This window comes from Streptomyces sp. NPDC056738 (assembly GCF_042790435.1).
GTDB lineage: Bacteria > Actinomycetota > Actinomycetes > Streptomycetales > Streptomycetaceae > Streptomyces.
The window spans coordinates 489,732-505,193 of sequence record NZ_JBHTZF010000004.1; the positions used below are offsets into that span (position 1 = coordinate 489,732).

The window sequence follows — 15,462 nt, forward strand, 5'->3', positions numbered from 1 at the left end:
CGCCGAGCAAAGAGGGACGAGAGCGGAGACTGGTGGCGCTACCGGCCCGAGCCATGGACGTCACCGCAGCCGGCTACTGACGCGGGGGCTGCTGCACGATCGGCTGACACGGGTCCTCGGAGGTCGACCAGGGCGCCTCTAAGCGGATTCGTCCCGGCCAGACGTCAGCTGCTCGGGGAGGTTCCAGGTGGAGTCGAACCAGTCGCGGAAGTCGGCGAAGCAGGAGCCCTGTCGGGCGTTCCCCTCCTTGGGCCGCGGATGGTGACGAAGGGTCGCCCCCGCGCCCTTGACGTCCACGGCGTCGACGACGGTCATCCCGTCCTCAAGCCTGATCGGCCCCCTGACCGGGGTGTAGAAACCGACGAGCGCGTCGGCGTTGTTGACGATGTACAGCTTGAACTGCGGCGTCGAGGGGACCCTGCGCACTTGCAGATCTACGTCGACCCCTTTGGCCCTGAGCCGCTCGCAGAAGTCGTTCATGTCGGCGACGTTCTGCCGTGCCCTCTCCCGCCAGCGCTGGTGGACCCGGCCGTCGTTCGCATCCCAGGCCCGCGGGTAGAGGAGGGCCGTGTCCTCCGAGGGCAGCATCATCCGCACACGCACATGGCGCGGAGCGATCTCCTGCGCTTCAACTCGCTCTACCTGCCGGCTGAAGAGGCCCACGAAGGACTCGGCGGTCAGCGCAGAGACATCCAAGGACACCTCCGACTGCCAGAACGCGTTGTGCATGAAGTCGTAGAGCTGAGGCCGCCCTTGGGGGGTGGCGGCCGACGGAACCTTCAGCACCCTGCTGCCGCTGCCCTGCCTGGAGGTGATCCAGCCTTCCTCGGCCAGCGCTTTCAGTACGTTTTGGACGGTGTCTCGTGAGACCCCGAGGTCGTCCGCGAGGCTCCGCTGCGACGGCAGCATGTCGCCCTTGCGGTACGTCCCGTCCGCCAGCCGCAACCGCAGGGCGGTCTGCGCGCGTTGGAACGGGCGACCACCGCTCTCATCGCCTTCCGGACCGACCTCAGGATCTGATGCAGTCACAGGCCGAACGTACCGCAGGGTCCTGGCATCCCGGCCCGCGGGCGAGGGCCGCCAAGCGGGCTGAGGCGTGTTGGGCACCGATCGCCCCGGGGCTCACCCCGCACGGGTTGCGCCACCCTCACGAGACCCTGATGAGGGGAGTGGGGGACGCCGCCGAAGCTCATGGACGAACGCATGGGCAAGGAGGACGGCTCCGTCCAGTCGCGTCGCGCTATGACCACATCACGCCGAGGATGCGACAGACACTGATGACCGCACTCACAGGGATGTGGTCGGAAGCGTTGGACGCGCGCCGGACGACGAGTCTCGGCTCACCCGCGGCTGCTCTGGACGCGCTGTTGAAGGGTCGCTAGCGGCGCCGATCTGGAGGCAGCAGATTCCAAGATCTTCTCCAGGATTTCTCCAGACAGCCCCTGGAAAACGAGGCAGGCCCGGTGCTGATTTCTCAGCACCGGGCCTGACCTGCGATGTAGCTGTCGGGGTGGCGGGATTTGAACCCACGACCTCTTCGTCCCGAACGAAGCGCGCTGCCAAGCTGCGCTACACCCCGATTGTCGCTGCTCTCGCGGCGACGTCGTTTACTTTAGCCCACCGGTGGCCTGAGACGAAATCCGGTTTTCTGGGCGTCGGACGCGGCGTCGGACCGGGTCGGGGCGCACGTGGTCGAGGACGACGATCAGGAGCCCCAGGGCGTAGAAGGCGGTGCCGAGGATGGCTGTGTTGCCGAGGACGCCTCCGTAGCCGTGCCGGTCGACGTCGACGAAGGGGTAGAGGTAGCGCGCTGGCGTTCCCGACGTCAGCATCGCGCCGCGGGCCAGGCTGAAGGCCAGGTAGGCGAGGGGGTAGATCAGCCAGGTCGCCGCGTTGCGCAGCGCCAGCGGGGTCGGGCGGGTCAGCAGGAGCCAGTCGAGGGCCACGGCGATCGGGGTGACCGTGTGGAGGAGCTGATTGGCGACCGCGTGCCACCCGGAGAGCGTGTCGTCGCCTCCGGTCATGGAGAACGGTGTCGACTCGTTCGTCAGGATCAGGTGGTAGACCAGGCCCGTGATCGAGATGTAGATCAACGTGCCGCCGGTCAGCACCCCGGGCAGGGGCCTGCGCGCCGACCAGGCCCGGCGCGCCGACGCCGCGAAGACCACGGCCACGAGCAGATTGGTCTGGATCGTGAAGTAGCTCAGCACCCGGGCCGGGGTTCCCAGCTTCATCTCGATGGCCACGCCCGTCGCCGCCGCGAGGGCCACCAGAGCCCGGTAGATCGCCGTGACCGGGCGGTGCGAGGGGGCCACCACCGCCGTCGCCGGGACGAAGGGGTGGGTCGACGGGATGATGCCCGGTATCGCGGGGAGATCGGGTATGTCCCTGGGCATAGGGGTGATCATGCCCTCACGCTAAGCGGATCGAGGCATTTGGGCGATATGGGTAGACCGGGCGGGTTACATGGTCACGGGCGTGGTCGTCATCCTGTTCAGCGTCGCCCCATCGTCACCGGTCGTGTCGATGGGGCTTCGTGCTGTCTCGGTTGCTCGTCCGCCGCAGTGCAGTCGAATCCACCGCGGCGCGGGACGACCTGGGCCGAGGTCCTGGCCTGGCCGGTCGGGCGAGCTCACCCACACCGGATCCGGTCCCAGGGCGCGCCCCCCTCAGGTGCCTACGCCCGCTCCACCAGCGTCAGCAGCGACGCCTCCGGCGGGCAGGCGAAGCGGACCGGGGTGTAGCGGCTCGCGCCGCAGCCCGCTGAGACGTGCATGTACGAGGTGTGGCCCTCCGCCGTGTGCCGGGAGAGGCCCTTGACGCGGTCCGTGTCCAGGTCGCAGTTCGTGACGAAGGCGCCGTAGAAGGGGAGGCAGATCTGACCGCCGTGGGTGTGGCCCGCCAGGATCAGGGGGTAGCCGTCGGCGGTGAACGCGTCCAGGCTGCGCAGGTACGGGGCGTGCACGACACCCATCGAGAAGTCGGCCGACTCGGACGGGCCGCCGGCCACGCGCGCGTAGCGGTCGCGTTTGATGTGCGGGTCGTCGAGGCCGGTCAGCTCGATCTCCGCGCCGTCGATCTTCAGCGTCCCCCGGGTGTTCGTCAGGTTCAGCCAGCCCGCGGTGTCGAAACCTTCCCGCAGGTCCTCCCACGGGTTGTGGACGGCGCCCACGACCGGCTTGTTGCCGTTCAGCCCGTGCCGGCCCGCCGCCTTCTCGAACAGGTACCGGGCGGGGTTGCGGAGGGTGGGGCCGTAGTAGTCGTTCGAACCGAAGACGTACGCGCCCGGGAACTCCATCAGGGGGCCGAGTGCGTCCAGTACCTCGGGCACGCCCTCCGGGTCCGAGAGGTTGTCCCCGGTGTTGATCACGAAGTCGGGGCGCAGGCCGGCCAGCGAGCGCAGCCAGCGCTGCTTCTTGCGCTGTCCGCTCACCATGTGGATGTCGGAGACCTGGAGAACGCGCAGCGGCCGCATCCCGGGAGGCAGAACCGGGACGGTCACCCGCCGCAGGCGGAAGGAACGGGCCTCGAACCCCGCCGAGTACAGCAGTCCGGCGGCGCCCACCGCCGTGATTCCCAGGGGTACTCCGTATCGCGCGCGCATACGCCCATCGTGTCAGACTCCGCCGAGCGCTCTTCACCCCCTGTGGACAGTCCGGAAGTCCCTGTCCAGCGGCTTCTTGAGACACCTACTGGCTGCGGGACTGCAGAACTTGGCACTTGCAGCACGCAAGGCCCGCCCGCTCCTCGGGGTATGAGCGGAGCGGTCACGCTCCCGGTCCAGCATGTCCTGGAGTCGTCAACGCAGCGTAGATGTCGCTCGGTTCGGCGTTCGAGTGCTTGGCAAGCTTGGGTACCTGCTTCGCCCCGTCGAAGGGGATCAGCGCGCGATGGGTCGCGCGGGTGCGGGCCGCGGCGTCTGCCAGTAGGCGGTGCGTGACGAGCGCGGCCTCGTCTTCACGGCCCAAGGGTGCGGTCGCGATGGCTGTTGCCTCCTCATCGCGACCGACGGAGGGCAAGCCCACCTCTTCGGCAGGCGCAGTCGTCATCAGGCCCGTGGCAGGACTTCTTCGCGAGCTTCTCGCGGACCGATTACCACGGTGAGAGCCTCAGGACGCGTGGAGTGCTCTTTGACGGACACGTTGCCGCGCTGATCAGACGCAGGTCCCCGAGCCCGAGACGAGTAATCGATCACCATCGCCGACTTGCTGCAACCAAGCGAAGCCCACATGACAGATCCACTCGCACCTTGCGCCGAAGCGAAATGGTAGGGACCGGCGGGATATTTGGCGCTTCCACTCGAATCATTCTCAGGCCATGCTGAGGTGATGTGAAGAAACGATCGATTTGGGTTCGTCGCGTCAGCTACCCGAAGGCCGCAGGAGTCCCCCTGAACGTATGCGATCAGACGGAAAGAATCCTTTCGGACCTCTCCTATCACCTTGGGGGCGTGCGAATTCGAAGGGAACTCATCCGCTGCGATGATTTTTTCTTCGGTATCATCGATCGAGTCAAGTCGGCTCAGGTGTGTGAATTGGGGAGCCGATGGTTCGTGCGTAGCCCCATCTCCGCTTCCTGAAGTGCATGCGACACACAAGAGCGGAAGGGTGGCCCCTAAGGCTAGCCTTCGAAGAACCTGCACCATGGGCCACCCTTTCACACCGGAAATTTAGACTGTCTAGTCCAGCCACTGATTGAAGCATACGCCGATAGGCTTATACACGTCGACTGTGTGGGGGATACTCCGCATATCCCTGAACTTGACAAGATAGTGCTGGAAGAGAGTGTACGCTTCAATATTCCCATGCTTGCCTCTGGGGACTTCGTAGCGCGTCTCATCAGTGACTTTATAGGTATTTGTCACATCAAAGCCTACATTCGCAGAGATGAGACCTTTGCTGATGCCGGCGCTACCGCTGAGCTGGACCGATCGCTCCTTGGTGACGGACAGGACCAGGGTGGTCTTACCGTTTCCGGCAGTCTTCGAAATTACTTGCGTGCTGCACGACTCGCCCAGATTCGATACCCATCGAGGCCTGACGATCGAGGGTGACTGCGCGTAATCCGTATTGTGCTTGATTGTCAACCTGGCCCCAGGCTTGGTGAGGTTGCCAGGTATCTTGGCTCCAGGCTCAAAGAATTGCGCGATGGGGCTTGCGCGAGGAGTCTTTGTCGCATCCTGGGCCGCGGCCGGAGTAATTGCTAAACCCATACTCACCGCTACTGCGCCGACGAGCACGCCGATCCGCGCTGTGCTATTCATGAGTCCCCCTAGGTCTTGGTTCGCGTCTCTCGGGCTGCATTCCCGTACTGGCGAACAAGTAAGAACCTAGTGGCTGCACAGGGCATCTCTCAATGGAATTGAGTGAGTCTTGAGAGTGGACTGATTGATTCCGGCAATAGTTTCTTTTTCACGGTTGCTTGAGAACTTGCCCGTGTATCCATAGCCAGTTCGGCCGCGAAGGCTCGAAACGAGCTCGCGTTGTCGAAGGGTTCGGTTTGGTCGCCACGAGCCCGAAGTCCACGTATCCGCCGTCGGTCCGACCCTCCTCGATGGTCAGGGTGGCGAAGCGGAAGCGAGGAGCTTGATCGAAGTGTCGGTGACGAACTGTTCGAGGGGCGCTCCGCTTGCCGTGCAGTGACAGTGCTGGGAGTCGGAGTCGTTCCGCCGCCGGCGGTTGAACCCCCTCTGCCTCTCATGTGGTTCCCGCAGCCCTTGCAGATGACCGGCCCCCGGAGGATGTAGGGGTGCTGCGGAGTGAGCCTGCCCCGGCTGACTGCGGCTCGTTGGCGCCTGCGCTCCTGGGCCTTGTCTCACGTGCCGCGCTCGATGATCGCCCGAGCCCGCCAGTCGCCCTGGTTGATCTCCTTCCGCGGAAGACGCGGATGCCTGCGGCATGCCGGCTGGTCAGTTCTCCGCGTAGATCATGTCGTGGCTGACGGTGGCTCCGAGGCGTTCCGCGATGTCACGGCAGATACGCTCTTGTCGGTCGACGCCCGTTTGGTCGTCATCGTTCACGTGGGAGATCCGGCAGTAGATCGCCGCCGGTTCTCCCGTCCAGTCGGTACGTCCGCGTCCTCGGGCCTTTTGAGTTTCGGTCATCCGGGCCACCTTGCGGAGGCGTGCCGAGTCGCTTGTGACCTGCGATATCTCGTTGACCGGGTCCATGACAAAAGGCTATGAATAAACCATGACCACGCTCAAGTCGAAGTTGCAGGAAGACCTCAACGCCGCGATCAAGGGGCGCGACGAGCTCCGCTCCTCGACGCTCCGGCTGACCCTCTCCGCGATCACCAATGAGGAGGTCGCGGGCAAGACCAAGCGCGAACTCTCCGACGACGAAGTGCAGAAGGTGATCGCCCGCGAGGCGAAGAAGCGTCGTGAGGCGGCCGAGGCCTTCACGCAGGGCGGGCGCGCCGAGTCGGCCGAGCGTGAGCGGGCCGAGGGCGAGGTTCTCGCCGTGTATCTGCCCAAGCAGCTTTCCGACGACGAGCTTCGGCAGATCGTCGCCCAGGCCGTCGAGGAGGCCAAGGCGGCCGGTGCCGAGGGTCCGCGCGCGATGGGTGCCGTCATGAAGATCGTGAACCCGAAGGTGGCCGGGCAGGCCGAGGGTGGTCGTGTCGCTGCCGTCGTGAAGCAGTTGCTCGCGGGCTGACACCGCCCCTGGACCGTTCCGGTTCCGGCGCCGGTTTCGGGTTCGCTCCGGTTCCGGCTCCGGGTCTGGGGTCGGGTCTGGGGTCGGGTTCGGCTCCGGGTCTGGGTTCAGGTTCGGGTTGGTTCGGTTGATGTTCCGGGTTCCTCGCCGGGTCGGCGACCGACCGGGTGGCATCCCGGGCCCGCCGCGCAGCACCTCTTACGTCGAACGCCCCGTGTCCCAGGATCGACTCCTGGGACACGGGGCGTTCACGCGTTCACGCGGCGGCGTACGGGCTACGGGCTACGGGCTACGCCTCAGCGTTGGCCACCGTTCCCGTTCCCGCTGTTGGTGTTTCCGCTGTTCGTGTTGCCCTGGATCCATCCGTCGGGGAGCGAGACGGAAGGCGTCGGGAACGTCACCCCGCCGTCGCTCTGGCCGCTGATGGTGTTGCCGTTGATCGTGCCGGTGGTGTTGTCGTTGCCCCTGCCACCGTGGCGGCCGCGGCCCTTGTTGTTGTCGTCCTGGCCCTTGCCCTTGTTCTTGTCGGGGTCGGGGATGTTGACCAGGTTGAAGGACGGGGCGTCCTTGCCCGCGAGCGCGCCCGTCATCAGGTCCCGCCAGATCGGACCGGGGACCTGACCGCCGTACACCTTGTCGTACCAGGAACCGCCGATCTGGATGCCCCGCATCTTGACCTGCTGGGTGGCGCTGCCGACCCAGACGGCGCCGGAGAGGTTCGGCGTGTAGCCGACGAACCAGGCGTTCCTGCGCTCGTCCGTCGTACCCGTCTTACCGGCGTTGGCGCGGTCCGTGAGGCCGGCCTGCTGACCCGTACCGGAGTCGATCACGCCGCTCAGCAGGCTGTTGACGGTGTCCGCGGTCGGCTCGGACATGGCCCGCGAGCAGGTCGACTTGGGCACGTCCAGGGACTTCTCGTGGCCGCCGATCTGCTGGCTGATCGACTCGATGGCCACCGGGGTGCAGTACATGCCGCGGGAGGCGAAGGCGGCGTACGCCGTGGCCATCGTGAGCGGCGAGATGCCCTTGGAGCCCAGGGCGATGGCGGGCACCTCGGGGAGCTTGTCGCCGTTGCCCTGGACCACGCCGAGCTTCTCGATCTGGTTCATCACCGGGCACAGGCCGATGTCGGAGATCATCTGCACGAAGTAGGTGTTGACCGACTTCGCCATCGCCTCCTTGAGCTGGTACGGGCCCTGCTCGGAGGCGCTTTCGTTCGGGACCTGCTCGTTGTTCTGGTTGGTCCACGGCTTGCTGCCGCAGGTCTGCACCGGGCTGGGGTACGGCATCTTGTTCGGCGACGAGTACTCCTGCGTCGCCGGCCGGCCCTGCTCCAGCGCGGCCGCGGCCACGAACGGCTTGAACGTCGAACCGGTCGGGAAGCCGTAGTTCGAGCCGCCCATGTCGAAGTTGACCGAGTAGTTGTACTCGGTCTCGTTCTTCCCGTAGCCGTACGGCTTCGACTGGCCCATCCCGAGGATCTTGCCGGTGCCGGGCTCGACGAGGGTGGCCGCCGCGGCGACCTTGTCGGACTTGTAGATGTGGTCCTTCAGCGAGGCCTGGATCGACGCCTGGGACTGCGGGTCGAGCGTCGTACGGATCGTCAGGCCGCCCTGGTTCCAGACCTTGGCCCGCTCCTCCTTGGTCTTCCCGAAGACCGGGTCGCTCAGGAAGACCTTCTCCACGTACTTGCAGAAGAAGCTGGCGCCCTTGATCGCCGTGATGCAGCCGTTCTTGGGCTGGCTCACGTGCAGCCCGAGCTTCGCCTCCTTGGCGGCGTCGGCCTGCTCCTGGGAGATGTCGTGCACCTCGGCCATGCGCTGCAGCACCGTGTTGCGGCGCTTGACGGCCTCCTCCTCGTCGTTCACCGGGTCGTACCGGCTCGGCGACTGGACGATGCCCGCGAGCAGCGCGGACTCCTGGAGGTTCAGCTTCTTGGCGGGCTTGGAGAAGTAACGCTGGGAGGCGGCCTCGATGCCGTAGGCCTGCTCACCGAAGAACGTGATGTTCAGGTAGTTCTCGAGGATCTTCTTCTTGCCCAGCTTCTCTTCGAGCTGGATCGCGTACTTGAGCTCGCGGATCTTGCGGCCGATGGTCTGCTGGGTGGCCTGGGCGACCTTGGTCGGGTCGTCGCCGGCCTCTTCCACGAAGTAGTTCTTCACGAGCTGCTGGGTCAGGGTGGAGGCGCCCTGGGCCACCCCGCCGTTCTGCGCGTTCTGGTTGACCGCGCGCAGGATGCCCTTCAGGTCGATCGCACCGTGCTGGTAGAAGCGCGAGTCCTCGATCGCGACGATCGCCTTCTGCATGTACGGCGAGATGTCCTTGAGGTCGACCACCGTGCGGTCGCGCGAGTAGACGGTCGCGAGCTGGCCGCCCTTGCTGTCCAGGATCGTCGTCCGCTGACTCAGCGACGGACTCTTCAGATTGTCCGGAATGTCGTCGAATCCCTGGACCGACCCCTTGGCCGCCAGACCGAGCGCGCCCGCGGCGGGCAGCGCGATTCCGGCCATGACGGCGCCCGCGAGCACGCTGACACCGAGGAACTTGGCGGCCTGCTGCGTAGTGGACAGACCACCGCCCGAGCGCTTCTTTGGCATGAGGGCAGCCTACGTTCTCATTCGCCGGACACGCGTATATGCCTTGGCCTAAGCTGCTCACAACTGTCACAGCAGTGCGGCCACGTATCAATACGTCCGGCGACCCCGAATCGTTCCGGAAGTTCCGCGCTCTTGTGAAGTGCGTGCCCGAATCAGCCTTGTGTGTCACATGGCGTCCGTTGTGACTCGACCCAACTGTCCCGGTTTGCCGGGATAGTCGCGCATGTCCTCGGCTCACTCCCCCGGGTGATCTGCCGCTTACGCATAGTCCGTTCGGGCCATTCAAGATTGGGCCCGAAGGGGGTGTTGCGCTGTGCCCACCTTCCGTAACGTCCTCAACTGGCGGCGGTGAATATGCCGCTGCCGCCGTGGGGGAGCCTCGATTCGGGAGAGGACGGCGCCGGTATGGGCTGGGTAACCGACTGGAGTGCGCAGGCGGCCTGCCGCACTACCGATCCAGATGAACTGTTCGTTCAAGGAGCAGCGCAGAACAGGGCCAAGGCAGTGTGCACCGGATGTCCGGTTCGCACGGAGTGCCTCGCCGACGCGCTCGACAACCGCGTCGAATTCGGCGTGTGGGGTGGCATGACCGAGCGTGAACGCCGCGCGTTGCTGCGCCGGCGGCCGACCGTCACCTCGTGGCGGCGCCTGCTCGAGACCGCGCGTACGGAGTACGAGCGCGGGGCGGGCCTGCTGCCCCTCGACGAGGAAGAGGTGTACGAGCGCTACGCGGCGGTGGGCTGAGGGGAGTTCGCCCGTCGCGGCCAGGGCGCCGCTCTCGGGCCTCTCCGGCCCGTACGGGTCCTCCAGGCCCGATCGGTGGTCGTGGGGACAGGGCAGGGCTGACGCCGCCCCTCAGGGGCGCGGCGCTGGGCCGAGGTGCCCTCGGGGTCTCCGCACTGCGCTGAGACCCCTTGGAGTCGCCGCGCTCAGCTCTCGGGCAGCTCCGGCCGGTGGGCCGCGAGCCGGTTCCCGATGTCCCGCAGTCCCGCGAGATCGTGGACGTCGCCGGGCAGCGCCGCCACTTCGGCCACCGGCACCTCGGGGTGCCGCGCGGCGAAGCGGTCACGCGTGCGCTGCTCGCGGGAGAGCAACTGCATCCGCTCGGCGTGGAGCCTCAGCAGGCCTGCGGTGAGCTGGTCGGTCGACCGCTCGGGGTCCGTGGCGGCGGTCCTGTCCGTAGCGGTGGTGTCGTCCGGGCCGGCCGTCCTGTCCGTGGTGGCGGGGGAGCCTTCGTCAGGAGCTGGGGCACCGGAAGCCGGTGATTCTGAACTGCCGTACGTGCCGGGAGAGTTACGAAGTCCAGCCTTCCCGTCCGCCTGATCCACAATGCGGGCCCCGGCAAGATTTTCTCCGTCGGCGGCGCCGGGGTCCTTCGCGCCGGCGGCCTCCGGATCGCCCGTGGCGTCGACCTCGGGGTTCTCCGCGGATTCCGGGTTCTCCCCGTCGGCGGAATCCAGATCCTCCGCCGCGGCGAGCGCGCGCTCGGCGGAGAGCTGCGTGGCCCCGCTGCCGTGCACCCGGTTGAGCACCAGCCCCGCGAACGGCATCTCCTCCGCGGCCAGCCGCTGCACGAAGTACGCGGCCTCGCGCAGCGCGTCCCGCTCGGGCGCCGCCACCACCAGGAACGCGGTGCCGGGCGCCTGGAGCAGTTTGTACGTGGCGTCGGCCCGCGTACGGAAACCGCCGAACGTGGTGTCCATGGCCGAGACGAACGTCTGCACGTCCTTCAGGAGCTGGCCCCCGAGCAGCTTGCCCAGGGTGCCCGTCATCATCGACATCCCGACGTTCAGGAACTTCATGCCCGCCCGGCCGCCCAGCTTCGCCGGCGCCGTCAGCAGCCGGATCAGCCGCCCGTCGAGGAAGGAACCGAGCCGCTTCGGGGCGTCCAGGAAGTCCAGCGCCGAGCGGGACGGCGGCGTGTCGACCACGATCAGGTCCCACTCGTCGCGCGCCCGCAACTGGCCCAGCTTCTCCATCGCCATGTACTCCTGCGTGCCCGCGAAGCCCGCCGAGAGCGATTGGTAGAAGGGGTTGTTGAGGATGGCCGCCGCCCGGTCGCCGTCCGCGTGCGCCTCGACGATCTCGTCGAACGTGCGCTTCATGTCCAGCATCATGGCGTGCAGCTCACCGCTGCCCTCGACGCCCTTCACCCGGCGCGGAGTGTTGTCGAGGGAGTCGATGCCCATCGACTGCGCCAGCCTGCGCGCGGGGTCGATGGTGAGCACGACCACCTTGCGGCCGCGCTCCGCGGCGCGCAGCCCCAGAGCCGCCGCCGTGGTCGTCTTGCCGACGCCGCCCGAACCGCAGCACACCACGATGCGGGTCTCCGGGTCGTCGAGCAGCGGGTCGAGATCGAGGACGCGGGCGGGGTCCAGACTCATGACATCCCTTGCTTACGGAGCTGTGCGGCCAGTTCGTACAGGCCCGCGAGGTCCAGGCCCTCGGCGAGCAGCGGGAGTTCGTGCAACGGCAGGTCCTGCTCGGCCAGCACGCTCCGCTGCTCGGTCTCCAGCGTGTACCGCTCGGCGTACTCCTCGGCCTGCTGGAGGAGCGGGTCCACCAGCCGTTCGGCGAGTCCGCCGCGCCGCGCCCCGCCGAGACCGGCCGAGGAGAGCGACTTGGCGATCGCCGATCGCGCGGTGGTCTTCGCCAGTTCCAGGTCGACGCCGTCGAGCAGTGCCGGACGCACCATGTTCACGATGATCCGGCCCACGGGAAGCTTCGCCGCGCGCAGCTCCGCGATCCCGTCCGCGGTCTCCTGTACGGGCATCTCCTCCAGCAGTGTCACCAAGTGGACCGCCGTCTCCGGGGACTTGAGGACGCGCATGACGGCCTGGGCCTGATTGTGTATCGGGCCGATCTTCGCGAGGCCGGCCACCTCGTCGTTCACGTTCAGGAAGCGGGTGATGCGGCCGGTGGGGGGCGCGTCCATCACCACGTAGTCGTACGTGAAGCGGCCGCTCTTCTCCTTGCGGCGCACCGCCTCGCACGCCTTGCCGGTCAGCAGGACGTCCCGCAGTCCGGGCGCGATGGTGGTGGCGAAGTCGATCGCGCCGAGTTTCTTGAGGGCGCGGCCGGCTCCGCCCAGTTTGTAGAACATCTGGAGGTAGTCCAGCAGCGCCAGTTCGGGATCGATGGCGAGGGCGAACACCTCCCCGCCACCTGGAGCGACGGCGATCTTCCGCTCCTCGTAGGGCAGCGCTTCTGTTTCGAAGAGCTGCGCGATGCCCTGTCTGCCCTCGACCTCGACGAGGAGGGCGCGCTTGCCCTCGGTCGCGAGGGCGAGCGCGAGGGCGGCGGCCACCGTGGTCTTGCCGGTACCGCCCTTGCCGCTGACGACCTGGAGCCTGCTCACGTATTCGAGCCTAACCAGTCCGCGGCCGGAGTAAGCAGGAGGCTGTGGACAACCGGCGCTGTCGGCGGCCGGGCGACGGGGTGGCTCGGGCGGGAGGCGGTGGTCGCCAGCGGCTACAGTCGGCCACATGACCAAATGGGAATACGCCACCGTGCCGCTGCTCGTCCACGCCACGAAGCAGATTCTGGACACCTGGGGCGAGGACGGCTGGGAGCTGGTCCAGGTCGTGCCCGGCCCCAACCCCGAGCAGCTCGTGGCCTACCTGAAGCGCGAGAAGTCGGCATGAGCGGGACTGCCGAGGCGAAGCTCGCCGAACTCGGACTGAGCCTTCCGGACGTCGTTCCGCCGCTGGCCGCGTACCAGCCCGCCGTACAGACGGGCGTGTACGTGTACACCGCCGGCCAGCTTCCGATGGTGGACGGCAAGCTTCCGGTCACCGGGAAGGTGGGCGCCGAGGTCACGGCCGAGGAGGCCAAGGAACTCGCCCGTACGTGCGCGCTGAACGCTCTGGCCGCGGTGAAGTCGGTCGTGGGCGACCTCGATCGCATCGCGCGTGTCGTGAAGGTCGTCGGGTTCGTGGCGTCGGCGTCGGACTTCACCGGGCAGCCGGGTGTGCTGAACGGGGCGAGTGAGCTGCTGGGCGCCGTTCTCGGCGACAAGGGTGTGCACGCGCGGAGCGCGGTCGGTGTGGCTGTGCTGCCGCTGGACGCGCCGGTCGAGGTCGAGATCCAGGTGGAGCTCACGCACGCGTAGCCCTTCGGGGTGTCACCGGGGCCGGGTGCGGTTCCCGTCCGGTGGGTGGGTCGGGGCCGTGCCGGTGCATCAGCCCGTCGCCGTTGGACGGGATGTGACCGTCGGTGGCGACGGGCATCGATGTACCGGCACGGCCCCTTCCGTCGTTTTCCGGCTGCGGGCGCGGTCACGGATTCGGTTGCGGCCGGCGAAAGTTTCCGCCCCGGCCGGGAAAATCCAGCCCCTCCGGCGTTGAGGAGCGGGGTCCGGGGCGGAGCCCCAGGGTGGGACGGGCAGGGGCGGAGGGGGCGAAAAGGGCTTGTGGGGCGGTGGGGCCTCGAACATCCGCCCGGCTCGGGATAGCCTCCGGCCATGGGGAATGGGCAATGGTTTCCGGCGGACTGGCCTGAGCGGATCCGGGCGCTCGCCGACGGCACGCTGACGCCGGTCACGCCCCGGCGCGCCGCGACGGTGATGCTGGTCAAGGACGGCGAGACCGGCCCCGTGGTCCACATGCTGCGCAGACGCGCCTCCATGGCCTTCGCCGGAGGCGCCTACGCGTATCCGGGCGGCGGCGTGGACCCGCGCGACGACGAGCAGCAGATCCGCTGGGCGGGCCCCACGCGCGCGTGGTGGGCGCGGCGGCTCGGCGTGGACGAGACCTCCGCCCAGGCCATCGTGTGCGCGGCCGTGCGGGAGACGTACGAGGAGGCGGGCGTCCTGCTTGCCGGCCCCAGCCCGGACAGCGTGGTCGGCGACACCACGGGGGACGACTGGGAGGCGGACCGGGCGGCCCTGGTCGCCAGGGACCTGTCCTTCGCGGAGTTCCTCGACCGCAGAGGGCTCGTGCTCCGCTCGGACCTGCTCGGGGCCTGGGCCCGCTGGATCACCCCGGAGTTCGAGTCCCGCCGCTACGACACGTGGTTCTTCGTGGCCGTCCTCCCCGAGGGCCAGCGCACGCGGAACGCCTCCACGGAGGCCGACCGGACCGTGTGGATCCGTCCCGCGGACGCGGCCGCCGGCTACGACAAGGGCGAGCTGCTGATGATGCCGCCCACCATCGCGACCCTGCGCGGGATCGTGGCGTACGAGAGTGCCGCCGACGCCCTCGCCGGCGCGGCCGCCCGTGATCTGACCCCCGTCCTGGCCGAGGCGCGCCTGGAGGAGGGCGAGGTCGTCCTCTCCTGGCCGGGGCACGACGAGTTCACCAAGCACATCCCGACCGGCGGAGCCTCCGCATGACCGAAGCAGCAGCACTCCCCGGCCGGCCGCGGGGCACGGTCCTGTCCGGGCCCGCCACCGCGCGCGCGGTGAACGTCCTCGCCCCCAACGCCTCCCCGATGACCCTGGACGGCACGAACACGTGGATCGTGTCCGAGCCGGACTCCGAGCTCGCGGTCGTCATCGACCCGGGCCCTCTGGACGACGTACATCTGCGGACGGTCCTGGACACGGCCGAGCGGGCAGGCAAGCGTGTCGCGCTCACGCTGCTCACGCACGGGCATCCCGACCACGCGGAGGGCGCGTCGCGCTTCGCCGAGCTGTCGGGGACCGCCGTCCGCGCGCTGGACCCCGCGCTGCGGCTCGGGGACGAAGGGCTGGCCGCCGGAGACGTGATCAGCCTCGGTGGGCTCGAACTGCGGGTCGTGTCCACTCCCGGGCACACCGCCGACTCGCTGTGCTTCCATCTCCCGGCCGATCAGGCCGTGCTGACCGGGGACACCGTCCTGGGGCGCGGTACGACCGTGGTGGCCCATCCCGACGGGCGCCTGGGCGACTATCTCGACTCCCTGCGCCGGCTCCGCTCGCTGACGGTCGACGACGGTGTCCACACCGTCCTGCCCGGTCACGGGCCGGTCCTCGACGACGCGCAGGGCGCGGTCGAGTTCTACCTCGCCCACCGTGCCCACCGGCTCGCCCAGGTCGAGACCGCCGTCGAGAACGGCCTCCGCTCGCCGCAGGACGTCGTCGCCCGTGTCTACGCCGACGTGGACCGGTCGTTGTGGCCCGCGGCGGAGCTGTCCGTGCGGGCGCAGATGGACTATCTGCGGGAGCACGGGCTCATCTAGGAAACGCCCGCCCTGCAGGGCGTCCTACAGGGCGTGGCGTTCGGCGCCGC

The 15,462-nt window shown here is 68.0% G+C and carries 14 protein-coding genes, 1 tRNA gene and 1 pseudogene; 7 read left to right on the forward strand and 9 right to left on the reverse strand.

Going from position 1 to position 15,462, the window contains the following annotated elements:
• Positions 1-138 precede the first annotated feature (138 nt).
• Positions 139-1,029 (reverse strand): GntR family transcriptional regulator, encoded by an 891-nt coding sequence (locus ACFRIC_RS13270; RefSeq protein WP_382783848.1) that lies wholly within the window; start codon positions 1,027-1,029, stop codon positions 139-141.
• 21 nt (positions 1,030-1,050) lie between these two features.
• Here ACFRIC_RS13270 and ACFRIC_RS13275 point away from each other — a divergent pair.
• Positions 1,051-1,382 (forward strand): annotated as a pseudogene (locus ACFRIC_RS13275) (LacI family transcriptional regulator); the annotation flags it as partial.
• Positions 1,383-1,505: 123 nt separating this feature from the next.
• Here the strand turns inward: ACFRIC_RS13275 and ACFRIC_RS13280 are convergent.
• The 5 genes from ACFRIC_RS13280 to ACFRIC_RS13300 form a co-directional block, all read right to left on the reverse strand.
• Positions 1,506-1,579: transfer RNA gene (locus tag ACFRIC_RS13280), tRNA-Pro, on the reverse strand.
• Positions 1,580-1,607: 28 nt separating this feature from the next.
• Complete coding sequence (locus tag ACFRIC_RS13285) at positions 1,608-2,396, reverse strand: Pr6Pr family membrane protein (RefSeq protein ID WP_382783850.1); 789 nt, start codon at positions 2,394-2,396, stop codon at positions 1,608-1,610.
• Between the two features lie 281 nt (positions 2,397-2,677).
• Positions 2,678-3,604 carry a metallophosphoesterase gene (locus ACFRIC_RS13290; RefSeq protein WP_382783853.1) on the reverse strand — a complete coding sequence of 309 codons (927 nt, stop codon included), beginning with the start codon at positions 3,602-3,604 and terminating at the stop codon, positions 2,678-2,680.
• A gap of 1,074 nt (positions 3,605-4,678) precedes the next feature.
• Positions 4,679-5,263, reverse strand: coding sequence for a hypothetical protein (locus tag ACFRIC_RS13295; RefSeq protein ID WP_382783856.1), 585 nt, complete (start codon positions 5,261-5,263; stop codon positions 4,679-4,681).
• 645 nt (positions 5,264-5,908) lie between these two features.
• Positions 5,909-6,169 (reverse strand): hypothetical protein, encoded by a 261-nt coding sequence (locus tag ACFRIC_RS13300; protein ID WP_382783859.1) that lies wholly within the window; start codon positions 6,167-6,169, stop codon positions 5,909-5,911.
• A 22-nt stretch (positions 6,170-6,191) separates the two neighbouring features.
• On the opposite strand from ACFRIC_RS13300, the gene ACFRIC_RS13305 reads away from it, so the two are divergent.
• On the forward strand, positions 6,192-6,656 hold the full coding sequence (locus tag ACFRIC_RS13305; protein WP_382783861.1) for a GatB/YqeY domain-containing protein: 465 nt from the start codon (positions 6,192-6,194) through the stop codon (positions 6,654-6,656).
• A gap of 296 nt (positions 6,657-6,952) precedes the next feature.
• Here ACFRIC_RS13305 and ACFRIC_RS13310 read toward each other — a convergent pair whose 3' ends face one another.
• A complete protein-coding gene (locus ACFRIC_RS13310; RefSeq protein WP_382783864.1) occupies positions 6,953-9,253 on the reverse strand; it encodes a transglycosylase domain-containing protein in 2,301 nt (766 codons plus the stop codon).
• A gap of 405 nt (positions 9,254-9,658) precedes the next feature.
• Between ACFRIC_RS13310 and wblA the strand changes: the two genes are divergently transcribed.
• The gene (wblA, locus tag ACFRIC_RS13315) at positions 9,659-9,997 is read left to right on the forward strand and encodes a transcriptional regulator WblA (protein WP_028799159.1); all 339 of its coding nucleotides are present in this window, start codon (positions 9,659-9,661) and stop codon (positions 9,995-9,997) included.
• 185 nt (positions 9,998-10,182) lie between these two features.
• On the opposite strand, the gene ACFRIC_RS13320 is transcribed toward wblA, so the two are convergent.
• Complete coding sequence (locus tag ACFRIC_RS13320) at positions 10,183-11,637, reverse strand: ArsA-related P-loop ATPase (RefSeq protein WP_382783867.1); 1,455 nt, start codon at positions 11,635-11,637, stop codon at positions 10,183-10,185.
• Entirely contained in the window at positions 11,634-12,611 is a 978-nt protein-coding gene (locus ACFRIC_RS13325) for an ArsA family ATPase (protein WP_382783869.1), read from the reverse strand. The genes ACFRIC_RS13320 and ACFRIC_RS13325 overlap by 4 nt, the downstream gene beginning before the upstream one ends.
• A gap of 127 nt (positions 12,612-12,738) precedes the next feature.
• On the opposite strand from ACFRIC_RS13325, the gene ACFRIC_RS13330 reads away from it, so the two are divergent.
• The 4 genes from ACFRIC_RS13330 (at position 12,739) to ACFRIC_RS13345 (ending at position 15,412) form a co-directional block, all read left to right on the forward strand.
• The gene (locus tag ACFRIC_RS13330; protein WP_351291915.1) at positions 12,739-12,897 is read left to right on the forward strand and encodes a hypothetical protein; all 159 of its coding nucleotides are present in this window, start codon (positions 12,739-12,741) and stop codon (positions 12,895-12,897) included.
• On the forward strand, positions 12,894-13,364 hold the full coding sequence (locus ACFRIC_RS13335; protein ID WP_382783872.1) for a RidA family protein: 471 nt from the start codon (positions 12,894-12,896) through the stop codon (positions 13,362-13,364). The genes ACFRIC_RS13330 and ACFRIC_RS13335 overlap by 4 nt, the downstream gene beginning before the upstream one ends.
• A 351-nt stretch (positions 13,365-13,715) precedes the next feature.
• On the forward strand, positions 13,716-14,585 hold the full coding sequence (locus ACFRIC_RS13340) for an NUDIX hydrolase (protein WP_382783874.1): 870 nt from the start codon (positions 13,716-13,718) through the stop codon (positions 14,583-14,585).
• Positions 14,582-15,412 carry an MBL fold metallo-hydrolase gene (locus ACFRIC_RS13345; protein WP_382783877.1) on the forward strand — a complete coding sequence of 277 codons (831 nt, stop codon included), beginning with the start codon at positions 14,582-14,584 and terminating at the stop codon, positions 15,410-15,412. The genes ACFRIC_RS13340 and ACFRIC_RS13345 overlap by 4 nt, the downstream gene beginning before the upstream one ends.
• The last annotated feature ends 50 nt before the right edge of the window (positions 15,413-15,462 follow it).